Source organism: Streptomyces sp. NPDC001700, assembly GCF_053596435.1.
On record NZ_JBSFGE010000003.1, the window covers coordinates 218,894 to 234,442 of the forward strand.

Genomic DNA, 15,549 nt, shown 5'->3' on the forward strand with positions numbered 1-15,549 from the left:
AGCGGGGCCCCGGCGCCTCACGGCACCGGGGCCCTCGCGTTCGAACGCCCGCTCGGCATCGCTGCCGCACGTCGGGCCCATAGGAGCCCCCTCCCCTGACCGCGAGCACGCTTGTGCATATGCGTCAGCGACAGGGTTGCACGGGTCGCCCCCAACCGCTCGATTTCCCCGAACTCCGGTCCAGACAAAAACCGTCCCCGCAGGTCACGCGCCCAACGGGGGTCGGGGATGGAGTCAGCGCTCGGCTACGAATCAGCGCTTGGCCACAAAGACATGCGAGGCGATGTCCGCCTCCAGCTCCGCGGCCTCGCCGCTGCTGCCCACCAGGACTCCGCCCGGAGACTCCGTCACGCTCACCACCGAGCCCGGCTGAACCCCGGCCCTGCGCAGCGTGTACATCAGCTGGGCGTCCATCTGGATCGGCTCGCCGATGCGGCGGACGACCACCGTCTTGCCCTCGGTGCCGGGGGCCAGCTCGCGCAGGCTCACCATGCTGTCGTCCAGGAACGGGTCGGCCTCGCCCTTCTCGCCCAGCTCCTCCAGACCCGGGATCGGGTTGCCGTACGGCGACTCGGTGGGGTGGCGCAGCAGCTCCAGGACCCGGCGCTCCACCGCCTCGCTCATCACGTGCTCCCAGCGGCACGCCTCCGCGTGGACCTGCTCCCACTCCAGGCCGATCACGTCGACCAGCAGGCATTCCGCGAGCCGGTGCTTGCGCATCACGCGCGTGGCCAGGCGGCGGCCCTCCTCCGTCAGCTCCAGATGACGGTCGCCCGCGACCATGAGCAGCCCGTCACGCTCCATGCGCGCCACCGTCTGACTGACGGTGGGGCCGCTCTGATCGAGCCGCTCCGCGATCCGGGCGCGCATGGGGACCACGCCCTCCTCCTCAAGTTCGAGGATGGTGCGGAGATACATCTCCGTGGTGTCGATCAGTCCGGACATGCGTGCCCCTTGATGTGTCGTGCGGTGGCCCTGAACCCAATTCTGACGCATCCCACCGACAACGGAGCCGGATCGGCCACTGCCGTAACGAGGGAGGAAGGAGGTGGTATTGACAGCTTCATGATCCACATCGCAACGTGATCCGCGCCACGGGGATGTGGACCCAAGTTAACACCGACACGAAGGGCCTCGGCGATGAGCCAGAGCAAGCCGACAGGGCGCTTTATCGATGCCGCCATCGGGCTGCTGCACAGAGTGCGGGACGAGGAGGCCGAAAGCATCGCCTCGGCGGGCGGCCTGATCGCCGACGCGATCACCGGAAACGGGCGGATCTTCGTCTTCGGCGCGGGCCACTCGTCCCTGCCCGCGCAGGACGTCGTCTACCGCGCGGGCGGGCTGGCCCTGATGAACCTGCTCCCGGTGCCGGGGGTGACCGGGGTGGACGTCATGCCCGCGCCCCTCGGCAGCGCGCTGGAGCGGGTCGACGGGTTCGCCACGGCCGTCCTGGAGACCGGGCCGCTGCGCCCAGGGGACCTGCTGTTCATCATCTCGCTGTCCGGGCGGAACACGCTGCCGGTGGAGATGGCGACCGGCGCGCGGGAGCGCGGGGTCACGGTGATCGGCGTGACGTCCGTGGCGTACGCGACGGGGACCACGTCCCGCAACGCCACCGGCGGCTTCCTCAAGGACCACTGCGACCTGGTCCTCGACAGCAAGATCCCGGTCGGCGACGCGGAGGTCACGGCGGAGGGCGTCGGGGCACCGTTCGCCCCCGCGTCAACCGTCGTGACGAGCGCGCTGATGCAGGCCGTGGTGGCGGCCGGGGTGGAGGAGCTGGTCGCGCGCGGCGTGCGGCCGCCCCTGCTCCGCTCGGGCAACGTGGACGGCGGCCATGAGTGGAACCAGCAGGTCATGGCGGAGCACGCGGACCGGATCTTCTACCGGCAGTAGTTCAGATTCATCCAGCGGGCAGTCTTCTAGCGGGCAGGGCCTTCTAGCGGGCCAGGTCCACCGCCGCCGCCACCCGGGCCGCCACGTCCTCCGCGTACGCCGTGTCGGGGCGGTCGAAGGGGCGGCGGGCCGGGCCGCGGAGGAACGTCAGCACGCCCAGGGTGCGGCCCCGGCTGCGCAGCACCGCGCACAGGGCGTGCACGGACCCCTCCGGCCACTTGCGGGCCGCCGCCCACCGGGCCGCCGCCGCCTCGTCCGTACGCGTCGCGCTCGCCCGTACCGAACCGCAGCGCTCGGCCGCCTGGAGCGCCGGGTGGCCCTCCAGGTACGCCACCGGGATGCCGCCCGGGGCGATCGGGGAGCACGGGCCCGAGGTGCCGCACGGCGTGGCCGCCGCCCGGACGAGACGGATCCGCTCGCCCTCGCCGGGCGGCAGGGCGCTCGGCGGCACCGCCGCCGGACGGTCCAGGACCAGATCGATCAGGGCGTGGTCGGCGAAGCCCGCGAGCGCGAAGTCCAGATGGACCGCCGCCGCCTCCATCGGGTCCTCGCACTCGGCCGCCGCCCGCGCCGCCCGGTGCAGCTGATTGCCGCGGAAGCGAAGCCGCGTGCTCTCCTGCTCGTGCTGCTTCGCCTCCGTCACGTCCTGGAAGATCCACGCCACCCCGAGCGGCACCGGCTCCTCGGTCAGCGGTGAGGCCAGCCGCAGGAAGCCGCTGCGCCAGCAGCGCCGCGCCGGGGGCCCGTCCTGCGGGGACTCGTCGGCCGCCTCGCGCAGCGTCACCCACAGCTCGGTGGGCGCCTGGGGCGCGCCCTCGGCGAGGACGTACTGGAGGGCGTTCTCCGCCTCTTCCACGCCCTGGTCCAGGAACTCGCCCAGCGGCCGCCCCAGCGCGGCCGTACGCCCCGTGCGCAGCGCGACCGCCGCGCTGCCGTTGAGGACGGCCACCCGCAGGTCGGCGTCGACGAGGACGACGGACCAGGACGCGTCCTCCAGCAGCGCCTCGCTCAGCGCGATCGACCGCTCCAGGTCCAGCTGCGCGTGCACCTCGCTGAACGCGCAGTACACCCCGGCCGGGCGGCCGTCCGCGCCGGGCACCGCCGACGACTGGGTACGGACCAGGACCCGGCCGCCGTCCTTGGTCAGCAGGGCGAACTCGTGCACCCGGCGGCCGGTGGCGTCCAGCGCCTCCATCAGCCGGGCCTCGATATCCCGCGCGTCCTCGGAACGGACCGCCCAGCCCGCCAGCCCCTTGCGCCCCACGGCCTCGGCCGTGGTCCAGCCGAGGATGCGCTCGGCCTCGCGGTTCCAGTGGGTGACGGTGCCGTCGGCGCCGAACGCGCACAGCGCGGCGTCCATGCCGTCGAGGAGCGCGGCGAGCAGATCGGAGTCGTCCCGGCCTGGGCCGGTCGCGGGCACGGGCGCGGCCGCCGACGCGGACTGCGCCGGTACGGGACGCGCGGGACGTGCGGGTTCGGAGCGCTGCGGAGCGGTCACCGGACACCCCCTGCGGGACGTGGTGGGCGTGGCTGCCTGTGATGGTGCACGTCGGAACATTGAACTCGAACGTGACGCGCGCCACACCTGATTCCGCGAAATCGTTGCCTCCCGGAAATTCGCTTGTCTGCTCCGCGAGGGCGTTCCTAAGGTGGTGAGCACACGAGAAGGGAGGTGGTTCGGCCGATGTATCAAATCCGGACGCGTGAGGTGACTGCGGGCTAGCAGTCCGTCGTCGCGCTCAGCGCATTCGCCGGACCGGCGCACGAACGATGTGCGCAGCCGGCCAATCCCAAGCAGTCACCCGGCCCGTGGGTCGCCGGTACGTCCGACCGGCCCCCAGGCGCCCTCACCGGCGCCAGGGGAGAGACCCACGGGTCGTCTGCGTCTCCGGCTGTGTGCCGAGGCCCCCGAGTGTTGCGCCTGCCCCGTGCCGGGACCCGGCGCCGAGGGGCCGCCGGATGTCCCGCACGTTTACGGGGATAGCCGCTCGATCCGCCAGTCCTCCGCGCCCGGCGCCGTCCGTACGTACCGCAGCCGGTCGTGCAGCCGGTTCTCCCGGCCCTGCCAGAACTCCACCGCCTCCGGCACCACCCGGAACCCGCCCCACTCCGGCGGCACCGGCACCTGCTCGCCCGGCGGATAGCGGTCCGCCAGCTCCGTGTACGCCCGCTCCAGCTCCTCCCGAGAGCCGACCACCGAGGACTGCGCGCTGGCCCACGCGCCCAGCTGCGAGCCGTGCGGACGGGTCCGGAAGTACGCGGCCGTCTCGTCCCGCCCGGTGCGCTGCGCGAGGCCCGTCACGATCACCTGGCGGGCGATCGGATGCCACGGGAAGAGCAGCGAGACCTGGGGGTTCCCGGCCAGTTCGCGGCCCTTGCGCGACGCGTAGTTGGTGTAGAAGACAAAGCCGCGCTCGTCGAAGCTCTTCATCAGGACCGTACGGGAGCTGGGGCGCCCGGCCGCGTCCGCCGTGGAGACGATCATCGCGTTGGGCTCGTAGAGACCGCTGCCCACCGCCTCCTCGAACCACCGGGTGAACTGCTGGAACGGGGTGCCCCCGAGGCGTGTCTCGTCCACGCCCGCCGCGCGATAGTGCTCGCGCATGGCGGCCGGGTCGTACGTGCGCGCGGAGTAAGCCGAGGGGGAAGCCGGGGGCTCCGGGTCAACGTGGGACACGGGCATATCTTGCAACATCACCGGTCCACCGCACGGGGTACCCCGAAAGAGCGATCCCCCCTCTCCCCCGCACCGGGGATCCATAACCCTCCGCCCGCCGCACAAGCGGTGTGCCACTTCTCACGCGCCCCCGTGACTGGCGCGTCCACCGCGCCGTGGCCGACCATGCGCCTGTCAGCGCGGTGCCCCGGCGCCGGTTTACGCCCCTGCTGGGTGACCACCGCGCGCACGGGGCACATCACCGGGTATCCGGTACGGACCGCGAGCCACTGGCCGCGGAGCCGTCCCGGGGCCGGACCCGCCGTCCACATCATGAGGAGCCGCCCGATGTCCGACTTCGTACCCGGACTCGAGGGAGTCGTCGCGTTCGAGACGGAGATCGCCGAACCCGACAAGGAGGGCGGCGCGCTCCGCTACCGCGGCGTCGACATCGAGGACCTGGTGGGCCATGTGTCCTTCGGGAACGTCTGGGGCCTGCTGGTCGACGGCGCCTTCAACCCCGGGCTGCCCGCCGCCGAGCCCTTCCCCATCCCGGTGCACTCCGGCGACGTCCGGGTCGACGTGCAGTCCGCGCTGGCCATGCTCGCGCCCGTCTGGGGCCTCAAACCGCTCCTCGACATCGACGAGGACCGGGCCCGCGACGACCTCGCCCGCGCGGCCGTCATGGCGCTGTCGTACGTCGCCCAGTCGGCGCGCGGGCAGGGCCTGCCGATGGTGCCGCAGCGGGAGATCGACAAGGCCGAGACCATCGTCGAACGCTTCATGCGCCGCTGGCGCGGCGAGCCCGACCCCAAGCACGTCGCCGCCGTCGACGCGTACTGGACCTCCGCCGCCGAGCACGGCATGAACGCCTCCACCTTCACCGCCCGCGTCATCGCCTCCACCGGCGCCGACGTCGCCGCCGCGCTCTCCGGCGCGGTCGGGGCCATGTCCGGGCCGCTGCACGGCGGCGCGCCCTCGCGGGTGCTCGGGATGATCGAGGAGATCGAGCGCACCGGGGACGCCACCGCGTACGTCAAGAAGGCGCTCGACCGGGGCGAGCGGCTGATGGGCTTCGGGCACCGGGTCTACCGCGCCGAGGACCCGCGGGCGCGCGTCCTGCGGCGCACCGCCAAGGAGCTGGGGGCGCCGCGCTACGAGGTCGCCGAGGCGCTGGAGCGGGCCGCCCTGGACGAGCTGCACAACCGGCGGCCGGACCGGGTGCTGGCCACCAACGTCGAGTTCTGGGCGGCGATCACGCTGGACTTCGCGGAGGTCCCGGCGCCCATGTTCACGTCGATGTTCACCTGTGCGCGCACGGCGGGCTGGAGCGCGCACATCCTGGAGCAGAAGCGGACCGGCCGCCTCGTGCGCCCCTCGGCGCGGTACATCGGACCGGGGACGCGCAGCCCGCACGACATCGACGGGTACGGGGAGATCCCCAGCCGGTAGCGGGTGGGGCGGGGGTGCTCCCCGCCCCCTAGGCCGTGCCCACTACCTCGTCCAGGATCCGCGACCACTGCGCCACCACCCGCTCCCGGCGCGCGCTGTCGTCCGTCAGCAGGTTGGCCAGGCCGAGGCCGCGGGCCATGTCGAGCAGGCCCTGCACGGCTTCCCGGACCCCCGGGACCGTCTCGTCGGCGCCCAGCAGCTCCACCGCCATGCGGTGGGTCTCACGGCCGATACGGGCCTCCAGGACGGTGACCCGGGCGCCCAGCTGGGCCTCGTACGACGCCGCGACCCACAGCTGCAGCGCGGCCCGGAACAGCGGGCCGGTGTACAGGTCGACGAGTTCGGTGACGACCGCGTGCGTACGGGCCGTGCCCTCGCCCGCCGGGGCGAGGGCACGCAGCTCCGCCGAGCGCTGCTCCGAGACATGCTCGACCGCGGCCGTGAACAGGTCCTCACGGGTCGGGAAGTGGTGCTGGGCCGCGCCCCGGGACACCCCGGCGCGCTCCGCGACCACCGACACCGTCGACCCCGCCCAGCCGTGCGCGGCGAGGCACGCCACGGCGGCCTCCAGCAGCCGCTGCCGGGTCGCGCGGCTGCGGTCCTGCTTGGGGTCGCGCGGGGGCGTACGGGACGGCGTACGGGGGGACGTACCGGGGCTCACTTCCCGGCCTCCGCTCCGGTGTCCGCCCCGGTCTCCGTCACCCACGCCGGGTCCCGGCGCTCCCGGAACGCCGTCATCCCCTCCCGCGCCTCCGCCGACGCGAACAGCCGCGCCGACAGCTCCGCCAGCTCCTCCCCGTCCCGGTCGAACGCCCGCCGCACCTCCGCCGTCACCAGCCGCTTGGACTCCGCCAGGCCCTGCGGGGAGCCGCGCCGCAGCCCGTCCAGCACGGGCGCGAGCGCCCCGTCCGCGTCGCCCTCCGGGTCCGCCACCGTCACCAGGCCGATCCGGGCCGCCTCGGCGGCGTCGAACCGCTCCCCCGTGAGGTAGTAGCGGGCCGCCGCGCGGGCGTCCAGGCGGGGCAGCAGCGGCATCGATATGACGGCGGGGGCCAGCCCGAGCCGCGCCTCGGTGAACGCGAAGCTCGCGCCGCTCCCCGCCGCCGAGATGTCGCACGCCCCGAGCAGTCCAAGGCCACCGGCCCGCACATGCCCGGTGACCCGCGCGACCACCGGCTTGGGCAGCTCCACGATCGCGCGCAACAGCGCGACCAGCCCCGACGCACCCGAGACCGCCGGGGGTTCGCGCAGATCCGCGCCCGCGCAGAACGTGTTGCCGGTGTGCGTGAGCAGCACCGCCCGGACCTCCGGGTCCGCCCCGGCCGCCGCCAGCCCGGCGCGCAGCTCGGCGACCAGGCGGACGGAGAGCGCGTTGCGGTTGTGCGGCGAGTCGAGCGTGAGCGTCCGGATGCCGTGGTCGTCGGACGAGCGCACCAAAGGCGCTTCAGCGTCGGCATGGGGGTCGGTCATGGGGTGGTCGAACTCCTCTCCCTGGCGCGCAGTTCGCGCCGCAGGATCTTTCCGGCGGCCGACCGCGGCACGATGTCCGTGAACTCGACGCGCCGCACCTTCTTGTACGGGGCCACCTTCCCGGCAACGTACGCGATCAGCTCGTCCTCCGAGATCCGGGCGCCGGGCCCGCGCACCACGTACGCCTTCGGGATCTCGTTGCCGTCCGCGTCCGTCACGCCGATCACGGCGGCGTCGGCGACGGCCTCGTGCGCGATCAGCACGGCCTCCAGATCGGCCGGGGCGACCTGGTAGCCCTTGTACTTGATCAGCTCCTTCACCCGGTCCACCACGAACAGCCAGCCGTCCGCGTCCACATGGCCGACGTCGCCGGTGTGCAGCCAGCCGTCCGCGTCGATCATGGCCGCCGTGTCGGCGGGCCGCCCCAGATAGCCCTTCATCACCTGCGGGCCCCGGATCAGGATCTCCCCGTCCTCCCCCGCCGCCACGTCCCGGCCGTCATGAGAGCCGCCGTTCATCCCCACGATGCGCATCTCGGTGCCCGGCAGCAGCTTCCCGACCGTCCCCGGGGGCACGTCCTCCGCTTCTCTCGGCACCAGATGGCAGCCGGGCGACAGCTCCGTCATCCCGAACGCCTGCAGCAGCGGCGGTACGCCCAGCCGCCGTGCGCACGCCTCCGCCAGCCGCGCGTCCAGCGGCGCCGCCGAGCACAGCACGTACCGCACGGACGACAGGTCGTGCCGCGCCACCGCCGGATGCTTGGCCAGCGCCAGCACGATCGGCGGCGCCACGTACAGCGCCTGCGCCTCGTACCGCTCGATCGCCGTCAGGAACTGGTCCAGCTCGAAGCGCGGCAGCACGATCACCGTGCTCCCGGCCCGCAGCGGGGCGTTCATGAGCGCCGTCAGCCCGTACACATGGAAGAACGGCAGCACCGCGAGCACCCGTTCGCCCGGCCGCGTCGGAACCATCGCCTCCACCTGCGCCAGGTTGGTGGCCACGCTGCGGTGGGTGAGCATCACGCCCTTCGGGCTGCCCGTCGTCCCCGACGAATACGGCAGCACTGCCACGTCCTCCGCCGGGTCGATCTCCACCACCGGCTCCGGCGCCGTGCCCGCCAGCATGTCGCGCAGCGAACGGTGGCCGCCCGCCTCGCCCGCCGTGTCGCATACGAAGATCTCGCGGACCCCGCCCGCCTGCTCCGCCGCCACCCGGGCCACCCCCAGCAGCGGCGACACCGTGACGATCCATGTCGCCGCCGAGTCCCGCAGCTGCCCCGCGAACTCCTCCGCCGTCGCCAGCGGATGCACCGTGGTCACCGCCGCGCCCGTGCGGGTCACCCCGTAGAACGCCATCGGATACATCACCGAGTTGGGGCTGTGCAGCGCCACCACCTCGCCCTTGCGCACTCCCGCCGCCGCCAGTTCGGCGGCGATCCGGCGCGTGGCGTGGTCCAGCGCCGCGTAATCGACGCTCTCCCCCGTCACCCCGTCGATCAGCGCCGTACGGTCCCCGAACTCCCGCGCCGCGCGCCCCAGGACCGCGTCGTGAATGGGCAGATCGACGGGCGGGACATCGGGAAACTCGCTGCGCAGCACCATGGCCGCTCCCCTCGGGTCGCTGTGCCTGTCTGTGGCCTACCCGTCCGTTCTGCCCCGCCCTGTCGATCAGTACGACATCGATCAGTACGACTTGGGCAGCCCGAGCGTCTGGTGGGAGACGAAGTTGAGGATCATCTCCCGGCTGACCGGCGCGATCCGCGCCACCCGAGCCGCCGTGATCAGCTTGGCGAGCCCGTACTCCTCCGTCAGGCCGTTCCCGCCCAGCGTGTGCACCGCCTGGTCCACGGCCTTCACAGCCGCCTCCCCGGCCGCGTACTTCGCCATGTTGGCCGCCTCCCCGGCGGCCGCGTCGTCGCCCGCGTCGTACAGGTACGCCGCCTTCGCCATCATCAGCCGGGCCAGCTCCACCTCGATGTGGGCCTGCGCGAGCGGATGCGCGATCGCCTGGTGCGCGCCGATCGGCTCCTTCCACACCTGCCGGGTCCGCGCGTAGTCCACGGCCTTCGCCAGCGCGTGGCGGCCCATCCCGAGGGCGAACGCCGCCGTCATGATCCGCTCCGGGTTGAGCCCCGCGAACAGCTGCGCAAGACCCGCGTCCTCGTCGCCGACGAGCGCGTCCGCCGGGAGCCGTACGTCGTCCATGACGACCTCGAACTGCTTCTCGTTCGCCGCCAGTTCCATGGGGATGTGGCGGTACGAGAAGCCGGGGGTGTCACGCGGGACGATGAACAGGCACGGCTTGAGCTTGCCGGTGCGCGCGTCCTCGGTGCGGCCGACGATCAGGGTGGCGTCGGCGATGTCCACACCGGAGATGAAGACCTTACGGCCGCTCAGCACCCAGCCCGTGCCCTCGCGGCGGGCGGTGGTGGTGATCCGGTGCGAGTTCGACCCGGCGTCCGGCTCGGTGATGCCGAACGCCATCGTCACGCTGCCGTCCGCCAGCCCCGGCAGCCAGCGGGACTTCTGCGCCTCCGTGCCGTACCGGGCGATCACCGTGCCGCAGATCGCGGGCGACACGACCAGCATGAGCAGCGGACAGCCTGCCGCGCCCAGCTCTTCGAGCACGATGGACAGCTCGGCTATGCCGCCACCGCCGCCGCCGTACGCCTCCGGGAGGTTGACGCCGAGGTAGCCGAGCTTGCCCGCCCTGGTCCACAGGTCGGGGGTGGAGGTGTCGAGGTTGTCCCTGCCGAAGGCCGCCACGGCGGCGCGGAGGTCGGCCTGTTCCGGGGTGTCGACGGGAGTGTGCGCCTGGGCCTGGCTCATGTGCGGCTCCGTCCGGGGTTCGTGGTGGTGGGTTCTTCCTCCTCCGCCGTGACGACCGCGAGCAGCGCCCCGACCTCGACCTGACGGCCCTCGGCGGCGTGCAGCGCGGTGAGCACCCCGGCGGTGGGGGCCGTCACGCGGTGCTCCATCTTCATCGCCTCCAGCCACAGCAGCGGCTGGCCCGCGCTTACGTGGTCGCCCACGGCGACGTCGGCGATCCGCACCACCGTGCCGGGCATGGGCGCGAGCAGGGAGCCCGGCGCGGTGCGGGCGGTGGGGTCGGGGAAGCGGGACAGGGGCGTGAGGGCGTGCGCGCCTATGGGCGCGTCGATATATATACGGTCACCGTGCCGCGAAACGTCGAATTGCCGCCGAATGCCGTCTGCTTCGAGGACCACATGGCTCGGGGTCGCCTTCAGCAGCCGCAGGTCCGGGAAGCCCTCCGCGGCGAGGCCGTCGCGGGTGAGCCGGTAGCGGACCTCGTGCTCGGTGCCGTCCGCCGCGCGGTACGTCTTGATCTGCGGCTGCGACGGTACGTTCCGCCAGCCGCCGAGGCGCCCCGCCACGGTCGCGGTCGCGGGCCGCTGCGCGGCGTCGGCCAGGGCGGCGGCGAGGGCGGCCAGCGCTACGCCTTCCCCGTTCTCTTCGGTGAGGGCGTCGAGGTGGCGTTCGAGGAAGCCGGTGTCCATGCGTCCGGCCTCGAACTCCGGGTGCCGCAGGGCCCGTACCAGCAGCTCACGGTTGGTGGCCGGGCCGTGGATCCGGGCGCGCTCCAGCCCGTGGGCCAGCCGCCGCAGTGCCTCGGCGCGGGTGGGTGCCCAGGCGATTACCTTGGCCAGCAGGGGGTCGTAGTGGACGCCGATCACATCCCCGTCCGCGATGCCGGAGTCGACGCGCGGGCCCCTGACATCGAGGCGGTGCATCACGCCCGCCTGCGGCTGCCAGCCCCGGCCCGGGTCCTCCGCGTAGAGCCGCGCCTCGACCGCGTGGCCGCTCGGGGTGGGGGGCTCGGCGGCCAGGGGCTGGCCCTCCGCCACCCGCAGTTGCAGCGCCACCAGGTCCAGCCCGTACACCTCCTCCGTCACCGGGTGCTCGACCTGGAGGCGGGTGTTCATCTCCAGGAAGTACGCCCGGCCCGCCGACGAGACCAGGAACTCGACGGTGCCCGCGCCCTCGTACCCGATGGCCCGCGCCGCGCTCACCGCAGACTCCTCCAGCAGGCGCCGCAGTTCGTCGCCGAGCCCCGGCGCCGGGGCCTCCTCGATGACCTTCTGGTGGCGGCGCTGGAGCGAGCAGTCGCGGGTGCCGAGGGACCAGACGGTGCCGTGCGTATCGGCCAGCACCTGAACCTCGACGTGCCGGGCGCCCTCGACGTACGGCTCGACGAACACCTCGCCGTCCCCGAAGGCCGATGCCGCCTCCGCGCGGGCGGAGGTCAGCTCGGCGGCGAGCGCTTCCAGGTCCCGTACGACGCGCATGCCGCGCCCGCCGCCGCCCGCCGCCGCCTTGATGAGGACGGGCAGGTCCTCGGCGGTGACCTCGGCGGGGTCGAGGGAGCCGAGGAGCGGCACGCCCGCGTCGCGCAGCAGCCGCTTGGCGCGGGTCTTGGAGGCCATGGCCTGCATCGCCGCGGGCGGCGGCCCGACCCACAGCAGCCCGGCGTCGCGGACGGCCTGGGCGAAGGCGGCGTCCTCGGAGAGGAAGCCGTAGCCGGGGTGGACGGCGTCGGCGCCCGCCGCCAGGGCGGCCTTGGTCAGCAGGTCGCCACGGAGGTACGTATCGGCGGGGGCGTCACCCGGCAGCCGTACGGCGGTGTCGGCCTCCCGTACGTGCGGAGCGTCGGCGTCCGCGTCGGAGTGCACGGCGACCGTGGCGATGCCGAGTTCGCGGCAGCTGCGGATGACGCGGCGGGCGATCTCGCCGCGGTTGGCGACGAGGAGCGATCGAATCACGGGTTCCTCACTCACATCCGGAAGACGCCGAAGCCACCGCGCGCCCCCTCGACGGGCGCGGTGTGGAGGGCGGAGAGGCAGAGGCCGAGGACGGTGCGGGTGTCGCGCGGGTCGATGACGCCGTCGTCGTACAGCCGCCCGGAGAGGAAGTGCGGCAGCGACTCGGACTCGATCTGCTGCTCCACCATGGCGCGCAGCGCGGCGTCGCCGTCGTCGTCGTACGGCTGCCCCTTCGCGGCGGCGGACTGGCGGGCCACGATCGACAGCACCCCGGCCAGCTGCTGCGGGCCCATGACGGCGGACTTGGCGCTGGGCCACGCGAAGAGGAAGCGGGGGTCGTACGCGCGGCCGCACATCCCGTAGTGGCCCGCGCCGTACGAGGCGCCGATGAGGACGGAGAGGTGCGGGACGCGCGAGTTGGAGACCGCGTTGATCATCATGGCGCCGTGCTTGATGATCCCGCCCTGTTCGTAGGCGCGGCCGACCATGTAGCCGGTGGTGTTGTGGAGGAAGAGCAGCGGGATGTCGCGCTGGTTGGCGAGCTGGATGAACTGCGCGGCCTTCTGCGACTCCTCACTGAACAGCACCCCCTGGGCATTGGCCAGGATGCCGACCGGATAGCCATGGAGCGTGGCCCAGCCGGTGGCCAGGCTCGCCCCGTACAGCGGCTTGAACTCGTCGAAGTCGGAGCCGTCGACAATCCGGGCGATCACCTCGCGCGGGTCGAAGGGGACCTTGAGGTCGCCGGGGACGATGCCGAGCAGCTCGTCGGCGTCGTACTTCGGCGGCTCGGCCGGGCCCGGATCGGGGTGCGCCTTGCGCCAGTTGAGGCGGGCGACGACGCGGCGCGCCTGGTGGAGGGCGTCGGGCTCGTCGGTCGCGAAGTAGTCGGCGAGCCCGGAGGTGCGGGCGTGCATCTCGGCGCCGCCGAGGGATTCGTCGTCGCTCTCCTCGCCGGTGGCCATCTTGACCAGCGGCGGCCCGCCGAGGAAGACCTTCGACCGCTCCTTGACCATGATCACGTGGTCGGACATCCCCGGGATGTACGCGCCTCCGGCGGTGGAGTTGCCGAAGACGACCGCGACGGTCGGGATCCCGGCGGCGGACAGCCGGGTCAGGTCGCGGAAGATGGCGCCGCCGGGGATGAAGATCTCCTTCTGGGAGGGGAGATCGGCACCGCCGGACTCGACCAGGCTCACGACGGGGAGCCGGTTCACGCGGGCGATCTCATGGGCGCGCAGGATCTTCTTCAGCGTCCACGGATTGCTGGCGCCGCCGCGTACGGTCGGGTCGTTCGCGCTGATCAGGCACTCGACGCCGGAGATCACCCCGATGCCGGTGACGACGGAGGCGCCGACCGGGTAGTCGCTCCCCCAGGCGGCGAGCGGGGACAGCTCCAGGAAGGGCGTATCGGGGTCCAGGAGGAGTTCGACGCGCTCCCGGACGAGCAGCTTGCCGCGCTTGCGGTGCCGCGCGGTGTACTTCTCACCGCCGCCCGCCAGTGCCTTGGCGTGTTCGGCCTCCAGCGCGGTGAGCTTGGCGAGCATCGCCTCGCGGTGGGCCGTGTAGTCGGCGCCTGCGGGGTCGAGCGCGGACGCGAGCACGGTCAAAGCAGTACCTCCGGTATGTCGAGGTGTCGCGAGCGCAGCCATTCGCCGACGGCCTTGGCCTGCGGGTCGAAGCGGGCCTGCGCGGCGACGCCCTCGCCGAGCAGGCCGTCGAGGGTGAAGTTGAGGGCGCGCAGGTGGGGTAGTTGGTGGCGGGTGATGTGCAATTCGGCTCCCTCCGGGAGGAGTTCGCGAAGCCGATCGACGGTGAGCGCGTGGGCCACCCATCGCCATGCATCGTCCGTGCGCACCCACACGCCGACGTTCGCGCTGCCGCCCTTGTCGCCGCTGCGCGCCCCGGCGACCGCGCCGAGCGGGGCGCGGCGGGTGGGGCCGTGGAGGGGTGGCGGCAGCGGCGGTTCGTCGATGGGCATCAGGTGCCGGGTGTCCGGGGCCGGGGGGATCGCGGTGCGGGTGCCGTCCGGCAGGACGGCGATGTGCGGCACTGCGGCCTGTGGGACATACGCCGCCTCGAACACCCCGTACGGGGTGCCCTTCCCGGGCGGGGCGGTGACGTGGAAGCCGGGGATGCTGGCCAGCGCCAGCTCCACGGCCGCGCCGCTGACCGCCCGCCCCACGGTGTCGGGGTCGCGGTCCCGCACGACGAGCCGCAGCAGGGCGCTCGCCTCCTCCTGCACGGCCGCGTCGGCGTGATCGGTACGGGCCAGTTCCCACCGCATCTCGGCGGGGCGTCTTTCGGCGAGGGCCGCCTCCATCTGCCCCCGCAAGAGCGCGGCCTTGGCCTCGATATCGAGCCCGGTGAGGACGAACACCACCTCGTTGCGGTGCCCTCCGAGCCGCGTCAGCCCGGCCTTGAGCGTCGGCGGCGGCGCCTCACCCCGTACGCCGTCGATCCGCACCCGGTCGGGGCCGTCCTGGGTGAGCCGTACGGAGTCCAGGCGGGCCGTGACGTCCGGCCCGGCGTAGCGGGCGCCCGCCGTCTCGTACAGCAGCTGCGCGGTCACGGTGCCGACGGTGACGGCACCGCCGGTGCCGGCGTGCTTGGTGACGACGGCCGACCCGTCCGGATGGATCTCCGCGAGCGGGAAACCGGGGCGGCGCAGATCACCAATCTCATGGAAGAACGCGTAGTTGCCGCCGGTCGCCTGCGTCCCGCACTCCAGCACATGCCCGGCGACCACGGCCCCAGCCAGCGCGTCCCAGTCGTCCGCCGCCCACCCGAAGTGCGCGGCGGCGGGCCCGGTGACGAGCGCGGCGTCGGTGACCCGCCCGGTGACGACGACATCCGCCCCGGCCAGCAGACAAGCGGCGATCCCGCCGCCCCCGAGGTAGGCATTGGCACTGACCACCCCGGGCCCCCAGTCCCGCGCCCCCAGCAGATCGTCCCCCTCCACATGCGCGACCCGGCACCCGACCCCGACCCGCTCCGCGAGCCCCCGGATCGCCTCGGCCAGCCCGCCCGGATTCAGCCCACCCGCGTTGACGACGATCCGTACCCCGCGCTCGACGGCGAGCCCGAGGGTGTCCTCCAACTGCCGTAGGAAGGTAGTGGCATAACCCCGCGCCGGATCCTTGGCCCGGTCCCGGCCGAGGATGAGCATGGTCAACTCGGCGAGATAGTCCCCGGTCAGCACATCGAGCGGCCCACCGGTCAACATCTCGCGCACGGCGTCGAATCGATCCCCGTAAAACCCGGAGGCATTACCGACCCGAAGGACCCCCGCCGC

At 73.2% G+C, this 15,549-nt stretch carries 12 protein-coding genes; 2 read left to right on the forward strand and 10 right to left on the reverse strand.

Annotation, left to right across the window (positions count from 1 at the left end; translation table 11 throughout):
- Nucleotides 1-252: 252 nt before the first annotated feature.
- A complete protein-coding gene (locus tag ACWC5C_RS06690; protein ID WP_385446071.1) occupies nt 253-945 on the reverse strand; it encodes a metal-dependent transcriptional regulator in 693 nt (230 codons plus the stop codon).
- Nucleotides 946-1,140: 195 nt separating this feature from the next.
- On the opposite strand from ACWC5C_RS06690, the gene ACWC5C_RS06695 reads away from it, so the two are divergent.
- The gene (locus ACWC5C_RS06695) at nt 1,141-1,896 is read left to right on the forward strand and encodes an SIS domain-containing protein (RefSeq protein WP_450874377.1); all 756 of its coding nucleotides are present in this window, start codon (nt 1,141-1,143) and stop codon (nt 1,894-1,896) included.
- A 43-nt stretch (nt 1,897-1,939) separates the two neighbouring features.
- On the opposite strand, the gene ACWC5C_RS06700 is transcribed toward ACWC5C_RS06695, so the two are convergent.
- Entirely contained in the window at nt 1,940-3,394 is a 1,455-nt protein-coding gene (locus ACWC5C_RS06700) for a PAS domain-containing protein (protein ID WP_450874379.1), read from the reverse strand.
- A 474-nt stretch (nt 3,395-3,868) separates the two neighbouring features.
- The gene (gene pdxH / locus ACWC5C_RS06705; RefSeq protein ID WP_450874703.1) at nt 3,869-4,501 is read right to left on the reverse strand and encodes a pyridoxamine 5'-phosphate oxidase; all 633 of its coding nucleotides are present in this window, start codon (nt 4,499-4,501) and stop codon (nt 3,869-3,871) included.
- Nucleotides 4,502-4,900: 399 nt separating this feature from the next.
- Between pdxH and ACWC5C_RS06710 the strand changes: the two genes are divergently transcribed.
- Complete coding sequence (locus ACWC5C_RS06710; protein WP_450874381.1) at nt 4,901-6,004, forward strand: citrate synthase 2; 1,104 nt, start codon at nt 4,901-4,903, stop codon at nt 6,002-6,004.
- 28 nt (nt 6,005-6,032) lie between these two features.
- Here ACWC5C_RS06710 and ACWC5C_RS06715 read toward each other — a convergent pair whose 3' ends face one another.
- The 7 genes from ACWC5C_RS06715 to ACWC5C_RS06745 form a co-directional block, all read right to left on the reverse strand.
- On the reverse strand, nt 6,033-6,665 hold the full coding sequence (locus ACWC5C_RS06715) for a TetR/AcrR family transcriptional regulator (protein ID WP_450874383.1): 633 nt from the start codon (nt 6,663-6,665) through the stop codon (nt 6,033-6,035).
- Nucleotides 6,662-7,474, reverse strand: a complete 813-nt coding sequence (locus tag ACWC5C_RS06720) for an enoyl-CoA hydratase family protein (RefSeq protein ID WP_450874385.1) — start codon at nt 7,472-7,474, stop codon at nt 6,662-6,664. The genes ACWC5C_RS06715 and ACWC5C_RS06720 overlap by 4 nt, the downstream gene beginning before the upstream one ends.
- Nucleotides 7,471-9,075, reverse strand: coding sequence for an AMP-binding protein (locus ACWC5C_RS06725; RefSeq protein WP_450874387.1), 1,605 nt, complete (start codon nt 9,073-9,075; stop codon nt 7,471-7,473). The genes ACWC5C_RS06720 and ACWC5C_RS06725 overlap by 4 nt, the downstream gene beginning before the upstream one ends.
- 81 nt (nt 9,076-9,156) lie before the next feature.
- A complete protein-coding gene (locus ACWC5C_RS06730; protein WP_450874389.1) occupies nt 9,157-10,302 on the reverse strand; it encodes an acyl-CoA dehydrogenase family protein in 1,146 nt (381 codons plus the stop codon).
- The gene (locus ACWC5C_RS06735) at nt 10,299-12,254 is read right to left on the reverse strand and encodes an acetyl/propionyl/methylcrotonyl-CoA carboxylase subunit alpha (RefSeq protein WP_450874391.1); all 1,956 of its coding nucleotides are present in this window, start codon (nt 12,252-12,254) and stop codon (nt 10,299-10,301) included. The genes ACWC5C_RS06730 and ACWC5C_RS06735 overlap by 4 nt, the downstream gene beginning before the upstream one ends.
- 11 nt (nt 12,255-12,265) lie before the next feature.
- Nucleotides 12,266-13,864, reverse strand: coding sequence for an acyl-CoA carboxylase subunit beta (locus tag ACWC5C_RS06740; RefSeq protein ID WP_450874393.1), 1,599 nt, complete (start codon nt 13,862-13,864; stop codon nt 12,266-12,268).
- Nucleotides 13,861-15,480, reverse strand: a complete 1,620-nt coding sequence (locus ACWC5C_RS06745) for an acyclic terpene utilization AtuA family protein (RefSeq protein ID WP_450874704.1) — start codon at nt 15,478-15,480, stop codon at nt 13,861-13,863. The genes ACWC5C_RS06740 and ACWC5C_RS06745 overlap by 4 nt, the downstream gene beginning before the upstream one ends.
- Between the last annotated feature and the right edge of the window lie 69 nt (nt 15,481-15,549).